Raw genomic sequence first — 21,251 nt, 5'->3', positions numbered from 1 at the left:
GCAGTTTACAGGGGCTGGTCAGTCTTGACAATATGCCGTTGACATTTGTTAACACATGCCATAGAAGCTTTTTCCCGCCGGCCGCCGCGCCGATCACCCAAAGGCGCGTCCGGTTATGTATAATTGCCGGATGCGCGATCGCTCAGCGGCCGTCGCATAGTAACCAGGCTTCTCCGATAGAAGGACACAGATCATGGCCACCCCCAGCAGCAAAAAAACCCTCATGACGCTCTACTCCAGCAACGATTGTGTCTTCGCGCACCGTGTGCGTTTCGTGCTGGAAGAGAAGGCTATGGAATACCAGATCATCGACGTCGATCTCGGCAACCGGCCCGAAGACCTTGCGGAACTCAATCCCTACAACCAAGTGCCGACCTTGGTGGATCGCGATCTGGCCATTCACGAATCGGTCCTGATCATGGAGTACCTTGACGAGCGGTTCCCCCATCCGCCACTGATTCCGGTAGACCCCATATCCCGTGCCAAGGTGCGCCTGGGTCTCCTGCGTTTCGACCGTGACTGGTTTGCACCGCTCTTTCAGCCCGGCTACGGTGCCGAGCAGGTCAAAACCGCCAAGGAACAGATTCGCAGTACCCTCGCCGGGCTGAACAGCATCTTCAGCCAACAGCGTTACCTCTTTGGTGACGACCTTTCGGTACTCGACTGTGCTATCGCCCCACTCCTGTGGCGCATGCCGGTACTGGACATCTCTCTACCCGCCGCAGCCCGTGCCACCCAGAATTATATGGATCGCATCTTCGGCATGGAGAGCTTCAAACGCAGCCTGACGCCTGCCGAGAAGGCCATGCGCTGATATGACCATCGATCTCGGCCATTTCCAGAGCCTGCCCGAGGGCCTCTTCGCACGCTGTGCCCGCGCTCCCGGCGGGACCATCGCCCTGCAACGACAGGACGACGTTTTTCAGCCGATGACCGCAGCAGCCTTCGCCGGACAGGTACGGGCGCGGGCGCGGGGACTTCTGCACCTGGGGGTGCGCCGGGGCGAGCGGGTCATTCTGATGGCGCCCAACTCCGTGGACTGGGCTATCATGGATTTTGCCATCCTCAACGTTGGCGCCATTACCGTCCCTCTCTACCCGACATTCAGCCCGCGCGAGATTCACTTTGTACTGGGTGACAGCGGCGCCGGGTTGATACTGCTGGAAGGCGCTGCGGAATGGCAACGACTGGGGGGCGAGGGGGGCTGGGGCGTGGCCGACGACCGTATCCTGCTGCGCGACGCGGCGGCCGCGCAGAACGCCGGCCTGCGCCATTGGGCATCACTGAAGAACGAGGCAGCAACGGTACCGGATAGCGGGCTGGAAGAACGTCTGGCGGGCTTGCAGCGCCAGCAAACCGCAACCATCGTCTACACTTCCGGGACGACGGGTTGGCCCAAGGGCGTCATGCTCAGTCACGGCAACATCCTCAGCAACATCGAAGGCTTTCTGCCACTGGTACCGTTGCATGCTGGACAACGCCTGCTTTCCATACTGCCTCTGTCCCATGTCTTTGAACGCGGTACCGGGCATTTCGGCGCCTACCTGCTGGGCCTGGAAGTGGCCTACGCGGAGCGCCCGGACACCGTCCTCCGCGACATGGCAACGTCGCATCCGAACATAGTGGTCGCCGTGCCGCGCGTTTTTCAACTACTCTATGGTCGGGTACGACGAGGTATCGAAGACCGACCGGGCCTGCTCGGGCGTTTTCTGCGCCGGGGGGCAGGGCTCGATCCGCACGGGCGTCCGGCGGCGCGCTGGCAACGTTCCCTTACCCGCCGCCTGCTGATCCGCAGTCTCCGCAAGAAACTGGGCGGGCGCCTGCGTTTCTTCGTCTCCGGCGGCGCGCCGCTGGACGCCGGGATCACCCGCTTCTTCGTTGACCTGGGATTGCCCATTGTGGAAGGGTACGGTATGACTGAAGCGAGTCCGGTGATCGCCGCCAATCCACTGGAAGCCATTCATCCGGGAACCGTGGGGCGGTTTCTGCCCAATCTCGAGGGGCGCCTGGCCGCAGATGGCGAAATCCTGGTGCGCGGCCCGTCCGTCATGCTGGGCTACTGGAATAACGAGAGTGCGACGGGCGAGGCACTGGTAGACGGCTGGTTGCACACCGGCGATGTGGGCAGTCTGGACCCGGACGGTTACCTGCGAATCAGCGACCGCAAGAAAGACCTGATCGTCAACTCCGCCGGCGAGAATATCCCGCCGCAAAAAATCGAGATGCGGCTGATGGCACAAGCGCTGATCGAACAGGCCGTCGTCTTCGGTGACCGAATGCCCTATCTCGTGGCGCTCATCTTTCCCAATCAGGAAGTCCTCAAAGCGCGTGCCGTTGACCACGCGGACGAAGCCGCCACCCGCAAGGCCGTCCAGAAGGCCATTGCGACCGCCCTCGCCGACCTGCCCTCCCATGAACAGGTGAAGCGTTTCGCTCTGCTGCCGGAAGCACTGAGTGAAACCAATGGCGAACTGACACCCACCCTCAAAGTGAAACGGCGCGTCGTCGCCGAACATTACGCTGCTCTGCTGACGCAAATGGGCAGCGGCAAGAGCTGATCACCATGCGCCTCGAACCACCTGCCGCGCTGACACCCGTTCTCACGGCCCTGCAGCGGGCCGGGGCAGAAATCCTGGTGGTGGGCGGCACGCCGCGGGATGCCCTGCTGGGTATGGCCGCCCACGACTGGGATCTGGAAATTCACGGGTTGAGCGAGGCACGCCTGGGGGAGTGCCTGATGCCTTTTGGCGCCCATCGGGTAGGCGGCCGCTGTGCAGTGTGGGTGGTAGCGGGTGCGGAGATTGCCCTGCCCCAGGCCCAAGGCGGGCGTATCGACCCTCATCTGCCCTGGGAGATCGCCGCACAGCGGCGAGATTTTTCGGTCAACGCCCTGATCTGGGACTGGCGGACGCAGCGTCTGCTGGACCACTTTGGTGGTGTGGACGACCTCCACGCCCGACGACTGCGCATGGTGTCGGCGGATAGTTTCGGCGAGGACCCCCTGCGCGTTTTCCGCGCCGCCCGACTGGCGGGGCAGCTCGGATTTTCCATTGAAGCCCGGACTGCCGCCCTCTGCCGCCAACTGGCGCCCCGCCTCCAGCACGTTCCCGAGGAACGTCTGCGCAAGGAGTGGGAGGCGCTGCTTCTGCGCGGCCAGCACCTGATCCGGGCATGGGATAGTCTCGCCCTTACCGGAGCCGTCACCCGATTCCCCGAACTCCATGCCCTGCAGGCCGTACCCCAGCGCCCCGATGCCCATCCGGAAGGCGACGTATGGATACATACGGGGCGAGTACTGGCTGCTGCCGGCCAACTGCGCAGCGGCGACCGGTCGCGCGATATCATCCTCATGCTTGGCGCCCTGCTGCACGATCTCGGCAAAGCCGGCACCACCCGGCGCGATCCTCAGGGCCGCTGGCGCGCCTTCGGGCATGAACGAGCACGCACCGCCGCCGAGTCTTTTCTGAGCCGCTATTTTCCGGGCAGACACCTCAGCCGTCAGATACTGCCGGTCATTCGCTGGCACGGCGCTCCCTACGCCCTGTACCGCGATGGCGCCGGGCGCGCTGCCTATGCCCACCTTGCGCTGCAGGTTCCGGACCTCTCCTTGCTGCTGGATGTCGCCGTGGCAGACGCGCGCGGGGCAGGCGGGGAGCACCCACCGGCCATAGACACCGCCCGCAGGCTCTGGCAGGAGATGAATGCCTGGCCCTGTCTGCCGAAACCGTTGCTGAAGGGGCCGGACCTGATGGCACTGGGACTCACCCCCGGACCGCAGTTGGGCAAGGCGCTGGCCCTTGCCCACGAACTGCAACTGGTGGGTGCTTGCCATGATCGCAAGCGCCTGATGGCGGAACTGCGCCGACGCCTGCCCGAACTCAGTCTCCGAGGCGACCGTGTTTATGGACCGCGGTCACGTTCCCCCAATGGCTGACGTCTGGCACCTGCACTCCCACCCACCAGTACGGCGCAACACTATCCTGCCCATGGCCACCGACGAGGCTTTGCCCTGGAGCCAGATGGACGTGCTCCACCAGATTCCGCGCCTCCTCACGGCTCCGGAAAACGGACCACGCGACCACCCGTTCCATTGGCGCTGTCGATGGCACTTCCCTTGATTCGTCGAGAAAACTATCGTTGATCATGTCATTTCGCTCCTTTCCGCAGACCCGCACTGAACAGCGTCCTGCCGCGACCTACACCTGCGCACCCAGCGTAAGAAGTATAGTGCGGGAATCCGGCTCCGCGTTTTTCTTCTGACAGGAGGATTCAAAACGCGTATGATCCGCAACGGAGTGGGCCAGACGACCGCCGCGGAGCAATCCGGGGAGGAAAGTCCGGGCTCCACAGGGCAAGGCGCCGGCTAACGGCCGGGAGGCGTGAGCCTACGGAAAGTGCCACAGAAAATATACCGCCAAAGCGCGTAAGCGCCGGTAAGGGTGAAAAGGTGCGGTAAGAGCGCACCGCATTTCCGGCGACGGGAATGGCAGGGAAAACCCCGCCTGGAGCAAGACCAAATAGGCGTGCGATACCGTGGCCCGCGGTGCATGCGGGTAGGTTGCTGGAGCCTGCGCGTAAGTTCAGGCCTAGAGGAATGGTCGTCCACGACAGAACCCGGCTTATCGGCCCACTCCAATTTTTACCACATGCCGCGCGCCATCCCGACAGTGCCCGTAGCATCATTGAAAACACCAATTAAAATTAGCCTGATAGAGCGTATTCGCCAAATGGTGCCCACGCATCCCCCGCCTTGGAAAGTCCTCCATGCAGTATATTTTGCACCATATAATCCGATAATTGCGGAAGTCCCTTCAAGTATTTTGTTTACTCTTTATAAACACGCTCTAACATGCCGTAATTATTCGCGTTTTTTCCTTGACAGCGGGCGGCCTTCCCTCTAATCTTCAAGATGTGGGATAAAGTGGGTTGAAGTGGAAGATTTTGGAGGAAGCATACAGACATGTTTAGGGGAACCCATCGGCACAGTCTGGACAGCAAGGGGCGCATGAATGTCCCGGCACGCTTCCGCGACTGGCTCAACGCCCACTGTGATGGTCAACTGGTCGTCACCATTGACGCCCAGAGCCAGAAAGGAGAGCGCTGCCTGGTAGCCTACCCCTTGCCCACCTGGGAAAAGGTGGAGCGCCGTATCGCCGAACTCCCCAGCAACAACCCCGCGGCCCGGCAGTTCCAGCGTCTTTTTGTGGGACAATCCGAAGAACTTCGTCTGGATGCCCAGGCCCGTATCCTGCTTTCTCCCAACCTGCGCAAATTTGCGGAACTCGACAAGGAACTGGTACTGGTCGGTCAGATCGACAAGTTTGAAATCTGGGATGCCGCACGCTGGGATGCCTGCCAGGAAACCTGGCTGTCCGGTGCGGATGGTTTTGCCTGTTTGGGGGATCTGGTCCTGTGAGGAGCGCAAATGAGCCAGATGCAACCCATGTTGCCGTTCTTCTGGCAGAAACCATCGTCGCCCTGCGTCCCGCGCTCCATACCGGCGCCGCCGTGCGCTGCGTCGATGCCACCGGTGGTCGGGGTGGCCATAGCGCAGCGCTGCTGGCGGAACTCGGCGCGGCGGACACCCTACTCATCCTTGACCGCGACCCGAGCGCCATCGCCGCATTGCGCGCGCGCTTCGCGCAGGATTCCCGGGTATATATCCGCCAGGCACGCTTCAGCCAGTTGGCCGAAGTGCTTGCTGCGCTGGAGTGGGAGCGCGTGGACGCCATCCTCGCTGATCTCGGCGTGTCCTCTCCGCAACTGGATGAGGCAGCGCGCGGCTTCAGTTTCCTGCGCGATGGCCCCCTCGATATGCGTATGGACCCGGGAGCGGACAGGAGTGCGGCAGAGTGGCTGGCGACTGCGACGGAAGCAGATATGACGCGGGTATTGCGCGAGTACGGCGAAGAACGTTTTGCTCGCCCCATCGCCCGCGCCATCCTGCGGGCCCGGGAACAGGCGCCCATTACCAGAACCTTGCAACTGGCGGAGTTGATCGCCCAGGTACTGCCCCGGCACGAAACCGGACAGCATCCGGCAACCCGCAGTTTTCAGGGCATCCGCATTTTCATCAACCGCGAACTGGAAGAACTGGAGGCCTTCCTTCCTCAGGCCATGAATGCGTTACGCGCCGGGGGCCGGCTGGCGGTCATCAGCTTTCACTCCCTGGAAGACCGTCTGGTGAAACGTTTTTTCCGCGCGGACGATTATCGTATCAGTGCTGATGTCCCGCTGCGCGCCAGCGAACTCCCGCCCCTGCCATGGCATCCGGCCGGCAAGGCGCTGCGTGCCGGTCCCCGGGAAACTCGCGACAACCCCCGCTCCCGCTCTGCCGTACTGCGGGTTGCCGAAAGGAGTGAGCGTCATGCGGCGTAGCACCATCCTTCTCGCCCTGCTGATTACCGCCTCGCTGTTCGGCATCGTCGCGGCACGGCAAAATACCCGTAGCCAGTTCATTGCGTTACAGGAGGCCCAGGCCAAACATTTTGCCTTGGACAATCGCTGGGGTCAGCTGGAGCTGGAGCAGGCCACTCTCGCCTCCAATGCCCGTGTAGGCGATATTGCCCGCCAGAAGCTTGGGCTTTCTGCCCCCAAAAGCAATCAGATCATCATGGTCAGAACACGATGACCCAGCCCGGCGCCCCACTCCTCCCGCTTCCAACCGTCATGCTCCCCGCATGGCGGGCTACGGCGTTGTGGGTGATCGTCGCGCTGGGTCTGGCAGCGGTGATGGAAGAAGCCTGGCAGGCACAGGTGGAGCGCGGCCCGTTTCTGCGCAGCCAGGGTGCCCAGCGTTATCTGCGACATTTTGCCCTGCCGGCGCAGCGCGGTGCTGTTCTGGATCGTTCCGGCAAACCACTGGCGCTGTCCGTCCCGGTACAAACCCTCTGGGTAGATCCCCGGTTGTTTGATGCCCAGCAGGCGCTGTGGCCACAGATTGCATCCCTTCTGGGGGTCAGCGCAGCCACCCTCGCCACCCGAATTCATAGCGGCGGCAGCCGGTTCGCCTTCCTCGCCCGGCAGATCGCTCCGGAACGTGCCGCTGCCATTCTCGCCCTGCACATACCCGGCCTATATAGCTTCAACGAAAATCGGCGTTACTATCCGTCCGGCAGCATCGCCGCGCCGTTGCTCGGCTTCACCAATGTGGACGGGCGCGGCATCGAAGGGCTGGAACTGGCATACGATCAGTGGCTGCGGGGTAAGGCGGGGGAAGAAACCGGGCTGCGCGACAATCTGGGGCACCCCCTGGCGATCCTGGGCACAGCCCGACCGGCACAACCCGGTCAGACGCTGACCCTGAGTATCGACCGCAACATCCAGTATGTGGCTTACACGGCTCTCGCCTCGGCCGTTCAGCGTTTTCAGGCACGCTCCGGGGCGGCGGTGCTCATGAATGTACGCACGGGCGAAATCCTGGCCATGGCCAGCTATCCCTCGTTCAACCCCAATGATCGTGGGGACTTTCAGCCCAGCCTCTATAACAACCGGGCTGTCGCCGACACGTTGGAACCCGGCTCGGTGATGAAGCCCTTCACCATCGCTGCTGCGCTGGATGATGGCAGCATCCAGCCCGATTCCACGTTTGATGTGGACACCAACTGCTTCCGGGTGGCCCATTACTGTATTCAGGATGACGTCCGCCACGGCACTCTCGACCTCGCTCAGGTACTCAAGTATTCCAGCAACATTGGCGCAGCGAAGATTTCCCTGCGCACACCGCCTGCCGATCTGTACCAGATGCTGCGCAATGCCGGGTTCGGACAGGTGAGCGGGTTGGGCCTGCCTGGGGAGGCGGGAGGTACCGTTCCCGCCTGGCAGGGTTGGGATATTGCGCGACGCGCGGCCATGGCTTATGGTTACGGCCTCTCGGTCACGCCTCTGCAACTCGCGGCGGCGTATGGCGCCATCGCCAACAACGGGGTCTACGTCCAGCCCACCCTGCTGCGCAATACCGGCAATACCCCTTCGCACAGTCAGCAAATCATGCCGGCCGCCACCGCAGCGCGCCTGCGCGACTGGCTCACGGGGGTGACCGGCCGGGGTGGCACCGGCTTTCTCGCCGCGATTCCCGGCTATTCGGTGGCCGGGAAAACGGGTACCTCCATCATGGCGAATGGCAAGGGCGGCTTTCATAAGCATCAGGTGAATACCACCTTTGTCGGCTTCGCCCCCGCGCGCAATCCGCAATTTGTCATGGCGGTAGTGGTGCGTGGACCAACTCGGGGATGGCGTTATGGCGGCGTGGTCGCCGCGCCGGTATTTCGGGTAACCATGGGCACCGCCCTGCACCAAATGGGCGTACAACCCGATATCGGTGCCGAGGGCTGGAACGCCGCCGCAGGGAAACCCATGACGGCGGAACAGGAGCGGCGCTGGGCCGAGGGGGCTGGTGATGCCGCGCACTGAGACGCTTGCCCGCCTGCTGCCGGCCGCTCCTGCGGCCCTGGCGGGAATTGCCCTGCAGGGCATTGAAACCGACACCCGTCGCCTGCGACCCGGCATGCTCTATGTCGGACTGAACACCCGTCATGGCGATGGACAGCAATTTTTGCAACAGGCGTGGGCGGCGGGTGCGGCTGCCGCCCTGTTGGAGAGCAGTGACGAGGACGTGCATGGCGGACAGGATCATCCCGTCTGGCAAAGCCCGAAGGCACGAACCCTGCTCGGTATGGCACTGCGCCGCTGGTACCGCTGGGACGAGGGTCTGGCGCCCGTCATCGTTGGCGTTACCGGCACCAACGGCAAGAGCAGCGTGACCCGCCTCATTGCCGAACTCGCCCCGCAGCCGGCCATGATCATCGGCACCCTCGGCCATGGCCGCGTCGATGCGCTGATCTCCCAGGCCAATACCACACCAGACCCGGTCCCTTTGTGGCAGACCATGGCCACCCTGCGCGATCAGGGCGCCAAGGTCATCGCCATGGAGGTGTCCTCCCACGCCCTTGCCCTGGAACGGGTGGCAGCAGTACCGTTTGCCGCCGCCGTATTCACCAATCTCAGTCGGGATCACCTCGATTTTCACGGGGATATGGCGCGCTACGGTGCCAGCAAAACCCGTCTCTTCCAGACGCCAGGCCTCCGCCTGGCCGTATTGAACGGTGATGATGCATTCACCGGGCAGATCGCTGCTGCCATGGCGCCAGAAGTTCGGCAGCTACGCTTCGGGGTGGGGAGTGGAGACTACCAGGCGGTCGCGTTGCACCCCGGCGCCAGCGGTACCCTGCTCGACCTGCGAACCCCTGCGGGTTCGCGACGCATACGCAGCCCCCTGATCGGTAACAGCAATGTTCAGAATCTACTGGCCGCGCTGGCGACCGCCGAAGGTATGGGCTGGCCGGTCAGCGATGCAGCCATTGCTGGACTCGACCTGCCGGAAGGTCGTTATCAGCGCCTGGCTCCCGTCCCCGGCAAGGCGCAGGTGATGATCGACTATGCCCATACCCCCGACGCGCTGCGGCGGGTGCTGACCGACCTGCGCGAAGTTGCCAAAGGCGCCGTGACCGTGGTCTTTGGCTGCGGCGGTGACCGGGATCGTGGCAAACGACCGGAAATGGGGCGGATAGCCGAACGCCTTGCCGACCACGTCATTCTCACCGACGATAACCCGCGCAGCGAAGCGCCCGAGGCTATCGCCGACGACATCCTGGGCGGTATGGAACAGCCCGGTCAGGCTACGGTGATTCATGACCGCGCGGCGGCCATCCGGGCCGCCATCGCCGCGTCGCGGGCGGGGGATTGGGTGCTCATCGCCGGTAAGGGACACGAGCGCACCCAGGAGATCATGGGACAGCGCCAACCCGTTCCGCAGGACCGCGACGTCGCCACGGAGGCACTGCGCGTATGATCCGCTATTCGCTGAAGGAAATAGCTGAAATTACCGGCGGCGCGCTGTTGCCCGGCAGCGATGGCAGCCAGACGATTCAGGGTGTCACTACGGACAGCCGCGAGGTTCTGAGCGGACAATTTTTCGTGGCCTTGCGCGGCACCCGGTGCAATGGCGCGGACTTCGTACCCGGTGCCATCGCACAGGGTGCCGGAGGCGTGCTGGTGGATATCCCGGTGTCGGCACCGGGTGTCCTGGTGAGGGATACCCTGGTCGCGTTGCAGACACTGACCGCCCACTGGCGGCAGCGTTTCAGCCTGCCGCTGCTGGCAGTGACCGGCTCCTGCGGCAAAACCACGGTCAAGGAGGTACTCACCGCCATCCTTAACCAGTCCGGCCCGGTACTCGCCACTCGCGGTAACCAGAACAATCATGTCGGCGTGCCTCTGACGCTGGCCAGGCTCGGTCCGGAACATCGCTACGCGGTGCTGGAAATGGGCATGAATCATCCCGGCGAACTCACCCTCCTCAGCGGGCTGGCGCGGCCCACCCTGGCCCTGATCAATAATGCAGCCCCCGCGCATCTGGAAGGCCTCGGCAGCGTTGCCGCCATTGCCGCAGCCAAAGGCGAAATTCTCTCCGGTCTCGACAACCGCGGTCTCACCATCCTCAATGGCGACGATCCCTTCGCGGATTTCTGGGCGGAACGGGCGCCCGGCGAAGTCTGGCGCTTCAGCTTGGAACATCGCCCGACGCGGGTGCGGGGACACTGGCGCGCCCACGAACAGGGTGGCGGACATCTGGAGGTGCGCGCTCCGCAAGGGCAATTCACTCTGGAGATTCCCTTGCCCGGTCAACACAATGGCCGCAACGTCCTGGCGGCCACGACCGCGGCGCTGGCGCTCGACATTCCCATTCCGCAGATTCAACGGGCGGTGGCGGGGCTGCAAACCATTCCCGGACGTTTGCAGTGGCGCTCCGGTCCGCACGGTAGCCGGATGCTGGATGACACCTACAACGCCAACCCCGCATCCCTGGAGGCTGCCCTGCGCGTGCTCGCCGCACAGCCGGGTCAGCGCATTCTGGTATTAGGCGACATGGGTGAACTGGGCCCCGAGGCCGCACTCTATCATCACCAGGCGGGGTTGCTGGCCCGCCAGCTCGGCGTTGAGCGGCTTTACACCCTGGGGTCTTTGGCGGAGGAAGCGGCCAATGCCTTCGGGACCAACGCCGAGGCATTCTCCGAATTGCCTCCTCTGCTGGCCGCGCTACACCGTCGTCTGGATGAAGAAACGGTGGTGCTGATCAAAGGCTCCCGCGCCGCCCGGATGGAGCGTGTCGTGCAAGCCCTCGGCGAGGGGGATGCCTGATGCTCTACGCCCTCTTCATGCAGCTCGGCAGCCTCTATCACGGCTTTTACGTTTTTCAGTATCTGACCCTGCGCGGCGTGCTCGCCACCCTCACCGCGCTGGTCCTTTCGCTGTTCATCGGCCCCTTCTTCATCGCCCGCCTGCGCCGCTACAAAATCGGTCAGATGGTTCGCAATGACGGTCCCGAAACCCATTTGATCAAGCAGGGTACGCCGACCATGGGCGGCGCGCTGATCCTGCTGGTGGTCATTCTGACAACCCTGCTCTGGTCGGATCTGGGCAATCCGCTGGTCTGGGTGGCGGTGCTCACCACCCTGGCCTTTGGTGCCATCGGTTTCGTCGACGACTGGCGCAAGCTGCGACGCCAGAACAGCAAGGGTCTCTCGGCACGGGCCAAATACGGTTTACAGTCGCTGGTGGCCTTTGCCGCGGGGGGGGTGCTCTATGCCCTGGCCAGCAATCCCGTGGAGACCAGCCTCATTCTGCCTTTTATACCGCATGTGTTGATCCCGATGGGCGCCGGCTTCATCGTCTTCAGTTATTTCGTAATTGTCGGCACCTCCAATGCCGTGAACCTGACCGACGGTCTGGACGGCCTGGCCATCGTCCCGACGGTCATGGTCGCCGGCGCACTGGGCGTATTTGCCTACGTATCGGGCAACGCCGTCTTTGCCCGCTACCTGGACGTACCCTGGGTGCCGGGTTCCGGCCAGATGCTGATATTCTGCGGGGCACTGGTGGGTGCGGGGCTGGGTTTTCTATGGTTCAACACCTATCCGGCGGATGTCTTCATGGGCGATACCGGCGCTCTCGCGCTGGGTGCGGCGCTGGCCATCGTCGCCATCGTCGCCCGTCAGGAACTGGTGCTATTCATCATGGGCGGCGTATTCGTGGTAGAAACCTTGTCCGTCATCATTCAGGTGGTCTCCTTCCGGCTCACCGGCAAACGGGTCTTTCGCATGGCGCCCCTGCATCATCATTTTGAAAAAAAAGGCTGGCCCGAACCCCGGGTGGCGGTCCGTTTCTGGATCATCACCGTGATTCTGGTCCTCGTTGGCCTTTCCAGTCTGAAGATCCGCTGACATGGACATGAACGGGAAAAAGGCATACATCCTCGGCATGGGCAAGACGGGACACTCCCTCTTGCGTACGGCCCTGCGCCTGGGCGCTCATTGCCGAGTGGCCGACACGCGTCTGCTACAAGACGCCGCCGACTTGCGGCGCCGTTATCCAGCAGTCGATTTTCATTTTGGTGACATGCCCGAGGACCTGTTTCTGGAGGCGGATATTCTTCTGCTCAGCCCGGGGCTGGCGCCGTCGCTGCCCGCTCTCGTCAGCGCCAGACGGGCCGGCATCGAAATTCTGGGCGATATCGAACTTTTTGGCCGGATCACCCGGGCGCCCATCGTCGCGATCACCGGCAGCAATGGTAAAAGCACCGTCACCACCCTGGTGGGCGAAATGGCACGGGCCGCGGGGCTGCGCGCCGCCGTCGGCGGCAACCTCGGCACTCCCGCCCTCGACCTTCTGCCCGAAACAGGGCCCGAGCCCGATCTCTATGTCCTCGAGCTTTCCAGCTTCCAGCTTGCGGCCTGTCATGATTTCCACCCTCGCGCCGCCGCCATTCTCAACCTGAGCCCGGATCATCTGGACTGGCATGGTGACTATGCGGCCTATGCTGCCGCGAAAACCCGCATTTTCCGGGCGATGGGCGCAGGGGACACGCTGGTACTGAACGCCGGAGACACCTTTACGGCCGCCCTACCGCCCCAGGTCCCTGCGGGCGTGCGGGTGCAGTTCTTTGGCGGCGCTGACGAACACGACGCCAGCATCGCCGGGGACCGGCTCTGCCTGCGTAGCGATGGTCCCCTGCTGGATTTGGATCAACTCCCGCTGCGCGGCGCGCATAACGCCGAAAATGCGCTGGCCGCCGCCCTGCTGGCCCGCGCGATGGCCGTCCCTGTGACGGCCATCCGCCAGGCGTTGCGTACTTTCCCGGGTCTACCCCACCGCCTTGCCCGGATCGCCGAGATCAACGGAGTGAGTTACTACGACGATTCCAAGGGCACCAACCTGGGCGCGACCCTCAAAGCCATGTCCGGCTTGCCGGGACCCCTGGTGATGATACTCGGTGGCGATGCCAAGGGGGCCGACCTGAGCCCCCTGCGGGAGGCCTGTCGCGGGCAGCGTGGCGTTGTCGTCCTCGGTAAGGACGGGCCACAAATCTCCGCCCTGCTCGCCGGAATACTGCCCGTCGAGAGTGCCCGGAACATGGCTCAGGCTGTCGAGAAGGCGGCGGTGCTGGCGCAGCGTGGCGATCAGGTGCTGCTCTCGCCCGCCTGCGCCAGTACCGATATGTTTACCGATTATCAGGATCGCGGCCGTCAATTCGCCGTGGCGGTACGGGCCCTGACGGAGGATCTGGCATGACCAGGCCGGACTGGTGGTTGGCGGAAGACGGGCCTGCAGACACGGTCCTGTGGTGGATCATCCTGATTCTGCTGGGATTCGGCCTCATCATGGTGTACTCGGCCAGCGCCCCCATTGCCCAGCACGAAACCGGCAACCCTTTCTTCTTCGCGGAAAGGCAGGGCATCTACGCCAGCCTCGCCGCCGCCGTGCTTTATTATACCAGCCGCGTCGATCTGGACTTCTGGGAGCGCATCACTTTCCCGCTGATGGGCATTTCTCTTATCGCCCTGGTCATGGTTTTTATTCCATTCGTCGGGGTATCGGTGAATGGCTCCCACCGCTGGATCAATTTCCTGATCGTCCGCCTGCAGCCCTCCGAGTTGTTGAAATTCGCCCTGCTGCTTTTCCTCGCCCGCTACGTGGTACGCAAGGGGGAGTTGCTGGGACGCATCAAGGAAGGTCTCTGGCCGATTTTCGTAGTGCTGGGTCTGCTGGGTCTGCTTTTACTCCTGCAACCGGATTTCGGCTCCTATGCGATGGTGGTGCTCCTTACCGGAGTGATGCTTTTCCTGGGTGGACTGCCCTTGGGTTACGTCCTCCTGGCCGGCATCGTGTCGGGTAGCGCTCTGGGGATTTTGGCCGTATCGGCGCCTTATCGCCTGGCCCGCATCACGACCTTCCAGAATCCCTGGGCAGATCCCTACGGCGCCGGATTCCAGTTGGTGCAATCTCTCATTGCCTTTGGGCGTGGTGGCGTCTTCGGAGTCGGTCTGGGCGATGGAATCATGAAATATTTCTACCTGCCCGAGTCCTATACAGACTTCATCCTGGCGGTGATCGGCGAAGAGCTCGGCATGATCGGGGTGTGGTCCCTGGCGATTCTCTACGGCGTCGCCTGCTGGAGGATCTACCGCGTCGGCCGGCGGGCTGCGGCGGCTGGAGATGCCTTCTTCGCTCTTTTCTGCTACGGCACGCTGACCTGGTTTGGGGGCGAGGCGGTGATGTCCATGGGCGTGAATCTGGGCGCTTTACCGACCAAGGGTTTTGCCCTGCCCCTGATCAGTTACGGCGGCAGCGCCCTGGTCTTTCTCTGCGCCGCGCTGGGCGTCGTCCTCGGCGTCAGCCGCCGCTATCCGGCCGTACCCAAGGGCGCAGGCGTGATCCGGGAGGAACTCCAGAATGGCTGACAGCGTCCTGATCGCAGCGGGTGGCACCGGAGGCCATGTCTTCCCGGCACTGGCGGTCGCCGATGCGCTGCGCGCCCAGGGCGTGGAAGTGACTTTTGCGGGGACGGCCACCGGAATGGAAGCGCGCCTCGTGCCTGAGCGTGGCTACACGTTACATACTCTGGATATGCAGGGCCTGCGCGGCAAGGGCATCAGACGCTGGTTGCGCGCGCCGTGGCGGGTGAGCAGGGCCATTCTGCAGGCACGCCGGATTTTGCGGCAGACCCGGAGCCATGTGGTCCTGGGTATGGGGGGTTATGTCACCGCACCCGTCGGCATCGCCGCCTGGACCTTGGGGCGCCCGCTCTGTCTGCACGAACAGAATGCCGTCGCCGGGCTCAGCAACCGTTTGCTGGCCCCACTGGCCAGGCGTGTTTTTCTCGGCTTCCCCGGCGCCCGCCTGGCCCGCGGTGAGTGGGTGGGGAATCCGGTGCGCGAGGCCATTCACGCCTTGCCGACACCACAGGAACGCTTTCATGACCGCAAAGGTCCGGTGCGCCTGCTCATCATGGGTGGCAGCCAGGGTGCCCAGGTACTGAACGCAGTCAGTGCCGCCGCTCTGAGCGGCATGACCGACGCCGAGCGCCCTGCCATCTGGCATCAGACGGGCAGGGATCACGCGGAAAGCACCCGGGCGGCTTACGCGCAGGCGCGTATCGACGCCAAGGTAGAACCTTTCATAGACGATATGGCAGCAGCGCTGGGCTGGGCCGACCTCGCCCTCTGCCGCGCCGGTGCCGCCACCATCGCCGAACTGGCCGCCGCAGGTCTCGGCGCCATCCTGATCCCCTTCCCCTTCGCAGTGGACGATCATCAGGCCGCTAACGCCCGTTTCCTGGAAAAGGCCGGTGCGGCCCGCATGCTGCGTCAGGAGGGACTGGACGCCCTGCAACTGCGCGATGTGCTGCGTCCCTTGCTGGCCGACCCGGAACTCCGCCTGCGCTGGGCGGAGGCGGCACGCCGGCAGGCCAAGGGCGACGCCGCCGCCACCGTTGCGGCAGCATGTATAGAATGTGCGGGAGGCATAGATGCGTAACTGGGTACGACAAATCCACATGGTCGGAATCGGCGGCAGCGGCATGCGCGGCATAGCCGAGGTGCTGCTGAATCTCGGCTATGCCGTCTCCGGTTCTGATCTGCGACCCGGCAATTCCACCCTGCGCCTGACGGATTTGGGGGCGCGGATCTTCAGCGGCCACGAAGCAGCCAATGTGCGCGGCGCCGATGTGGTCGTGATTTCTTCGGCCATTCCCGAAAGCAATCCCGAGGTGCAGGCCGCCCGCGAACTGCGCATCCCCGTCATCCGCCGCGCCGAGATGCTGGCGGAACTAATGCGCTTCAAGCAGGGCATCGCCATCGCCGGCACCCACGGCAAGACCACCACCACCAGCCTGGTGGCCAGCATCCTCGGCGCGGGCGGACTGGACCCCACCTTCGTCATCGGCGGCCGCTTGAAGAGCGCCGGCACCCATGCCGCCCTCGGCAGTGGCGAATATCTGGTGGCAGAAGCGGACGAATCCGATGCATCCTTCCTCTATCTCTCGCCCGTCATGGCGGTCGTCACCAACATCGACGCCGATCACATGGAAACCTACGGCGGTAGCCTCGACAATCTGCGCGGCGCCTTCCTGCAATTTCTCCAGCGCCTGCCCTTCTACGGCCTCGCCGTCCTCTGCACCGATGAAGCCGTGGTCGCCGGCCTCATCCCCGAATTGCGCACCCCCGTGCTGCGCTACGGTTTCGGTGCCGATGCGGATTTACAAGCGCGTGATGTCACCGTGCAGGGCATCGGCAGTCGCTTCGCCGTGTGGCGACGGGTGGACAGCGACTATGTCCACTGGCTGGACGTAGAACTGGGCATCCCCGGCCGCCACAACGTCCTCAATGCCCTCGCCGCCATCGGCATCGCCAGCAAGGTGGGCATACCGGAATCCACCATTGCCACTGCTCTGGCCGACTTTCGTGGGGTCGGCCGCCGCTTTGAGCTGGTCGGTACATTCGACGGAATTACCGTGGTGGATGATTACGGCCATCACCCCCGGGAAATCGCCGCCACCATCGCCGCAGCCCGCTCCGTATGGCCGGAACGGCCGCTGGTGGTGGCCTTTCAGCCCCACCGCTACAGCCGCACCCAAGCGCTCTTCGCTGATTTCGTCAGCAGCCTGGCGGCAGCGGACCGGGTGATTCTGACGGACATTTACAGTGCTGGCGAAAAGGCCCTGCCCGGCGTCACCGGCCGCGCCCTCGCCGAGGCCATGGCCGCCCAGGGCATGAGCGTCCGTTTCCTGCCTGATTTACTCACGGCGCCGCAACAAATCCGCGCCGAACTCCCCGCCGGGGCCGTACTACTGACCCTCGGTGCCGGCAGCATTGCCAGTCTGGCGGCACAATGGCCCCAGGTTTTCGGGGAGGACCCCTCATGATGCATGCCATTGGTGGCCGTCTGCGCCTGGGGGAACCCATGCATCGCCACACCAGTTGGCGGGTCGGCGGGCCGGCCGACCGCTTCTATCTGCCCGGCACACTGGAAGATTTGCAGGCTTTCCTACAGCATTTCGCCACTGCCCCCATCACCTGGCTCGGGCTGGGTAGCAATGTGCTGGTGCGGGATGGCGGCCTGCGCGGTACCGTCATTTGCCTGGCCAACACCCTGGATGCAATCACCCTCGATGCGTCCGGCCTGATTCATGCCGGCGCCGGCGCCGGCGCCGTCAAGATCGCTCATTTCGCGGCCAAAGCCGGGCTTGCGGGCGCCGAGTTCCTCGCCGGCATACCCGGCACCCTGGGCGGCTGTCTGACGATGAATGCGGGAGCCAACGACGGCGACACCTGGAGCCTGGTGGAATGGGCCGAGGTCCTGCACCCCGATGGCCGGGTGCAACGCCTGTCCCGCTCCGAGTTCCAGGTGGGTTACCGCGAGGTGCAGGGTCAGGGCGCTGCGTGCTTCATCGCCGCGGGACTGCGCCTGTCGCCCGAAGACAGCGACATCGTCCTGCAGCGCCTGCGTGCCTGGCAGGAACGCCGCGCCGCCACTCAGCCCCTGGAATGGCCGAGCTGCGGTTCCGTCTTCCGCAATCCACCCGGCGATCATGCCGCCCGGCTCATCGAAGCGGCGGAACTCAAGGGCCTGCGTTATGGGGACGCCGAAGTCAGCACCCAGCACGCCAATTTCATCATCAACCGCGGTGCCGCCCGCGCCGAGGAGATCGAGGCACTGGTGGCCAACGTACAACAAGAGGTCCTCAACCGCTTCGGCATCGAGCTTCAGCCGGAGATGCGGGTCATCGGGGAGGTGGCCGATGTCTGATTTAGCCCGCATCGCCGTACTTTACGGAGGCCCCTCCGGAGAACGCGAAGTCTCTCTCGACAGCGGTCACGCCGTGTTGCAAACCTTGCAGGGGCTGGGCATGGATGCCGTCGGCGTCGACATCCAGCCGGCCATCCTCCAGCAGCAAATGGCCGAAAGCGGAGCACAGATCGCCTTCAACGTCTGCCATGGCGCGGTAGGCGAAGACGGTCTGTTGCAGGCCTGCCTGGAGACTCTGGATATGCCCTACACCGGCAGCGGTGTCCTCGCCTCCGCTCTCGCCATGGATAAATGGCGCTGCAAGCAGCTCTGGCGAGCCGCCGGTTTACCGGTGACCGACGGCATCCTGCTGCATCGCGGCAGCCATACGCCCGACCTCGGCGCCCGCTTCGGCTGGCCCCTGTACATCAAGCCGAACCACGGTGGCTCCAGCCTCGGGGTCAGCAAAGTCGGCGGCCCGGCGGAATTGGATGCGGCCTTGCAGTGCGCCTTCGCCATCGAGGATGAAGTCCTCTGCGAGGGTGCCGTCATCGGTCACGAAGTCACCGTCGGCATCCTCGATGGCCAGGCGCTGCCGCCGATCGTCATCGAAACGCCCCGGGCCTTCTATGACTACACCGCCAAGTATCTCGCCGACGATACCCGTTATCTCCTGCCCTCCGGCCTCGGCGCTCCGCTGGAGCAGCAGTTGCAGGCACTTGCGCTCCGAGCCTTTGCCGAGCTCGGCTGCCGCGACTGGGGGCGGGTCGACTTCATGATCGGCGGCGACGGTCGACCCCATCTGCTGGAAGTCAACAGTGTGCCCGGCATGACCAGCCACAGCCTGATTCCCATGGCCGCCAAAGCCACCGGCATGGGCTTCCCGGAATTATGCGCCACCATACTGCGCACCGCGCAGAGGAGAGTGAAACATGGTTAGCGTCATGCGCGATTACCGACATGGGCAGCAACCGCAACATCCTGCCGCCACCCTCAGAAAACCGCCCAGACCCAAAGCCGAGGCGGCTCCGCCCAAAGTACGCCGGGCCATTCCGTGGCGGCTTTATGGCCGCGTGCTCTTTGGCGGAATCGGTATCAGCGCCCTCGCGTGGGGGGGCTGGATGGGCTGGAACTGGGTGCGTGAACCACAGGTCATGCCCATCAGCACCTTGACCATTTCTGGCATATCGGCGCGGATCCCGCTGCCCGAGGTGAACGCCGCCCTCAGACCCTACGTGGGTCAGGGTTTTCTCTGGATCCATCCGGATCAGGTGCGACGGGCAATCGACGCCCTCCCGTGGGTAGCGGATGCCGAAGTCCGCCGGGTCTGGCCCGACCGGCTGCAGATCCGGATCAAATCCTACACACCCGTAGCCCGCTGGCTGAGCGGTGCGGGACAGATGGTGGATGGCCAGGGTCAGGTGTTCAGCGTTCCCCCCCGGCAGGTACCGGCAGGACTTCCGAACCTCGAAGGCCCGGCCGACAGCGGTAGTGAACTGATCGCCCAACTCGCCACTTTCAACGGTATCGTCGCCCCGCTCGGCGTCAAGGTGACATCCCTTCAGGAAGACCGGCGCGGCGGCTGGCGCTGCATTCTCAGTAATCAGGTGCGCCTGCTGCTGGGCAGTGAAAACATCCTTCCCGCCTTGAAACGCTGGGTGGCCATCGCCCCCCAGGTCAAGGAATACCTCGTGCCGGGGGCCACCATGGACCTGCGCTACACCAACGGCTTTGCGGTCGCCATGCCCGCGGCGGCCACCGTCAGCAGTCAGTAACGGATCACCGATCCGAAGGAGCGAAACGAAATGAAACGCAGCAATCCGGAACTCATCGTCGGTTTGGACATCGGCACCTCCAAGGTCGCCTGCATCGTCGCCCAGTCCAGGGGCGGCCGTGAGGCAGAGATCATCGGCGTCGGTCAGCATCCCTCCCGGGGCCTCAAAAAGGGTGTGGTCGTCGACATCGAATCCACCGTTCAAGCCATCACCCGCGCTGTACAGGAAGCGGAACTGATGGCCGGTGTGCAGATTCACGGCGCCATCGTCGGTATTGCCGGCGGCCACATCCGCGGCTACAACAGCCACGGCATCGTCGCCATCAAGAACAAGGAAGTCAGCAATGAGGATGTCGGTCGGGTCATGGACGCCGCCCGTGCCATCGTCATTCCCCAGGACCAGAACGTCATCCACATCCTCCCCCAGGAATTCATGATCGACAGTCAGGAGGGCGTCCGTGAGCCGGTCGGCATGTCCGGCGTGCGCCTGGAGGCACGGGTGCACATCGTCACCGGTGCCGTGAGTGCGGCACAAAACATCACCAAGTGCGTCGAACGCTGCGGCTTGCAGGTACAGGATCTGGTCCTCGAACAGCTCGCCTCCGCCGATGCCGTCCTCACCGCTGATGAGAAAGAACTCGGCGTCTGTCTGGTGGACATCGGCGGTGGCACCACGGACATCGCTATCTTCCGCGATGGCGCCGTTCGCCACACCGCCGTCATCCCCATTGCCGGCGATCAGGTTACCAACGATATCGCCCTCGGCCTGCGCACCCCGCCCGTCGAAGCCGAACAGATCAAAAAGCTCTACGGCTGCGCCCTCGGTGATCTGATCGAGCAGGATGATGAAATCCCCGTCCCCAGCGTCGGCACCCGCCCGCCGCGGACCATTTCGCGGCGTATTCTCGGCGACATCATCGAGCCCCGCATCAAGGAGCTTTTCGAGCTGATCCAGGCGGAACTGCGCCGCACCGGCTACGAAGACATGGTCGCCGCCGGAGTGGTCATTACCGGCGGCTCCAGCAAACTGGAAGGCATGGCCGAACTGGCCGAAGAAATCCTCCACCTGCCGGTGCGCGTCGGCGAGCCCATGCATTTGCCGGGTATGGAAACCGTCGTCCGGACTCCGGGCCATGCCACGGGTGTCGGTCTGGTCATGTACGGGCTGCACAATCAAGTGGCGAGTCAGGCCGAGCCACTTCAGAACCCGGCCATCGCGGCCCGGGAAAACCATATGGATACCAGCTTCGGCGGCGTTTTTCGCAAGATGCGCTCCTGGGTACAGACGAGCTTTGGCTGATTTCTGCTTGCAGGGCTGAGGCACACAATTTTGCAAGACTTCAAGAAGGAGAAA

General features: G+C 63.8%; 19 protein-coding genes and 1 other RNA gene. 19 read left to right on the top strand and 1 reads right to left on the bottom strand.

Features of this window, described 5'->3' with window-relative positions; translation table 11 throughout:
- Window positions 1–193: 193 nt before the first annotated feature.
- From AFE_RS01030 to AFE_RS01020, 3 genes are read left to right on the top strand one after another with little or no spacing between them, the layout of a single operon-like run.
- Window positions 194–814: a glutathione S-transferase N-terminal domain-containing protein gene (locus AFE_RS01030; protein WP_012536026.1), complete on the top strand. Its 621-nt coding sequence runs from the start codon at window positions 194–196 to the stop codon at window positions 812–814.
- A gap of 1 nt (window position 815) precedes the next feature.
- Window positions 816–2,558 (top strand): AMP-dependent synthetase/ligase, encoded by a 1,743-nt coding sequence (locus AFE_RS01025; RefSeq protein ID WP_012606522.1) that lies wholly within the window; start codon window positions 816–818, stop codon window positions 2,556–2,558.
- A 5-nt stretch (window positions 2,559–2,563) separates the two neighbouring features.
- Window positions 2,564–3,934, top strand: coding sequence for an HD domain-containing protein (locus tag AFE_RS01020; protein ID WP_012536024.1), 1,371 nt, complete (start codon window positions 2,564–2,566; stop codon window positions 3,932–3,934).
- On the opposite strand, the gene AFE_RS15425 is transcribed toward AFE_RS01020, so the two are convergent.
- Complete coding sequence (locus AFE_RS15425) at window positions 3,879–4,145, bottom strand: hypothetical protein (RefSeq protein ID WP_009569088.1); 267 nt, start codon at window positions 4,143–4,145, stop codon at window positions 3,879–3,881. The two genes, AFE_RS01020 and AFE_RS15425, sit on opposite strands and share 56 nt — an antisense overlap.
- Window positions 4,146–4,292: 147 nt before the next feature.
- On the opposite strand from AFE_RS15425, the gene rnpB reads away from it, so the two are divergent.
- The 16 genes from rnpB to ftsA all read left to right on the top strand — a co-directional run bounded on the left by rnpB (window position 4,293) and on the right by ftsA (window position 21,197).
- Window positions 4,293–4,638, top strand: an RNA gene (gene rnpB, locus AFE_RS15405) — RNase P RNA component class A.
- Window positions 4,639–4,960: 322 nt separating this feature from the next.
- The gene (gene mraZ / locus AFE_RS01015) at window positions 4,961–5,416 is read left to right on the top strand and encodes a division/cell wall cluster transcriptional repressor MraZ (protein WP_012536023.1); all 456 of its coding nucleotides are present in this window, start codon (window positions 4,961–4,963) and stop codon (window positions 5,414–5,416) included.
- Entirely contained in the window at window positions 5,413–6,378 is a 966-nt protein-coding gene (gene rsmH, locus AFE_RS01010) for a 16S rRNA (cytosine(1402)-N(4))-methyltransferase RsmH (protein ID WP_009562424.1), read from the top strand. The genes mraZ and rsmH overlap by 4 nt, the downstream gene beginning before the upstream one ends.
- The gene (gene ftsL, locus AFE_RS01005) at window positions 6,368–6,631 is read left to right on the top strand and encodes a cell division protein FtsL (protein ID WP_012536022.1); all 264 of its coding nucleotides are present in this window, start codon (window positions 6,368–6,370) and stop codon (window positions 6,629–6,631) included. The genes rsmH and ftsL overlap by 11 nt, the downstream gene beginning before the upstream one ends.
- On the top strand, window positions 6,628–8,412 hold the full coding sequence (locus AFE_RS01000; RefSeq protein ID WP_012536021.1) for a peptidoglycan D,D-transpeptidase FtsI family protein: 1,785 nt from the start codon (window positions 6,628–6,630) through the stop codon (window positions 8,410–8,412). Before ftsL ends, AFE_RS01000 begins: the two co-directional genes overlap by 4 nt.
- The gene (locus AFE_RS00995; protein WP_009566305.1) at window positions 8,399–9,850 is read left to right on the top strand and encodes a UDP-N-acetylmuramoyl-L-alanyl-D-glutamate--2,6-diaminopimelate ligase; all 1,452 of its coding nucleotides are present in this window, start codon (window positions 8,399–8,401) and stop codon (window positions 9,848–9,850) included. Before AFE_RS01000 ends, AFE_RS00995 begins: the two co-directional genes overlap by 14 nt.
- A complete protein-coding gene (locus tag AFE_RS00990; protein WP_012536020.1) occupies window positions 9,847–11,199 on the top strand; it encodes a UDP-N-acetylmuramoyl-tripeptide--D-alanyl-D-alanine ligase in 1,353 nt (450 codons plus the stop codon). Before AFE_RS00995 ends, AFE_RS00990 begins: the two co-directional genes overlap by 4 nt.
- A complete protein-coding gene (gene mraY, locus AFE_RS00985) occupies window positions 11,199–12,281 on the top strand; it encodes a phospho-N-acetylmuramoyl-pentapeptide-transferase (protein ID WP_009567102.1) in 1,083 nt (360 codons plus the stop codon). The genes AFE_RS00990 and mraY overlap by 1 nt, the downstream gene beginning before the upstream one ends.
- 1 nt (window position 12,282) lies before the next feature.
- On the top strand, window positions 12,283–13,629 hold the full coding sequence (murD, locus tag AFE_RS00980) for a UDP-N-acetylmuramoyl-L-alanine--D-glutamate ligase (protein WP_009567101.1): 1,347 nt from the start codon (window positions 12,283–12,285) through the stop codon (window positions 13,627–13,629).
- The gene (ftsW, locus tag AFE_RS00975; RefSeq protein ID WP_009567100.1) at window positions 13,626–14,798 is read left to right on the top strand and encodes a putative lipid II flippase FtsW; all 1,173 of its coding nucleotides are present in this window, start codon (window positions 13,626–13,628) and stop codon (window positions 14,796–14,798) included. Before murD ends, ftsW begins: the two co-directional genes overlap by 4 nt.
- Entirely contained in the window at window positions 14,791–15,873 is a 1,083-nt protein-coding gene (gene murG, locus AFE_RS00970) for an undecaprenyldiphospho-muramoylpentapeptide beta-N-acetylglucosaminyltransferase (RefSeq protein WP_012536019.1), read from the top strand. Before ftsW ends, murG begins: the two co-directional genes overlap by 8 nt.
- Window positions 15,866–17,260: a UDP-N-acetylmuramate--L-alanine ligase gene (murC, locus tag AFE_RS00965; RefSeq protein ID WP_009567099.1), complete on the top strand. Its 1,395-nt coding sequence runs from the start codon at window positions 15,866–15,868 to the stop codon at window positions 17,258–17,260. The genes murG and murC overlap by 8 nt, the downstream gene beginning before the upstream one ends.
- A complete protein-coding gene (gene murB / locus AFE_RS00960; protein WP_009567098.1) occupies window positions 17,257–18,144 on the top strand; it encodes a UDP-N-acetylmuramate dehydrogenase in 888 nt (295 codons plus the stop codon). The genes murC and murB overlap by 4 nt, the downstream gene beginning before the upstream one ends.
- The gene (locus AFE_RS00955; protein WP_009567097.1) at window positions 18,137–19,063 is read left to right on the top strand and encodes a D-alanine--D-alanine ligase; all 927 of its coding nucleotides are present in this window, start codon (window positions 18,137–18,139) and stop codon (window positions 19,061–19,063) included. Before murB ends, AFE_RS00955 begins: the two co-directional genes overlap by 8 nt.
- Window positions 19,056–19,898: a cell division protein FtsQ/DivIB gene (locus AFE_RS00950; RefSeq protein ID WP_012536018.1), complete on the top strand. Its 843-nt coding sequence runs from the start codon at window positions 19,056–19,058 to the stop codon at window positions 19,896–19,898. Before AFE_RS00955 ends, AFE_RS00950 begins: the two co-directional genes overlap by 8 nt.
- A gap of 30 nt (window positions 19,899–19,928) precedes the next feature.
- Window positions 19,929–21,197 carry a cell division protein FtsA gene (ftsA, locus tag AFE_RS00945; protein WP_012536017.1) on the top strand — a complete coding sequence of 423 codons (1,269 nt, stop codon included), beginning with the start codon at window positions 19,929–19,931 and terminating at the stop codon, window positions 21,195–21,197.
- Window positions 21,198–21,251: the final 54 nt, after the last annotated feature.

It is taken from the genome of Acidithiobacillus ferrooxidans ATCC 23270 (assembly GCF_000021485.1).
GTDB lineage: Bacteria > Pseudomonadota > Gammaproteobacteria > Acidithiobacillales > Acidithiobacillaceae > Acidithiobacillus > Acidithiobacillus ferrooxidans.
This window is presented reverse-complemented; position numbering and strand designations above follow the sequence as displayed.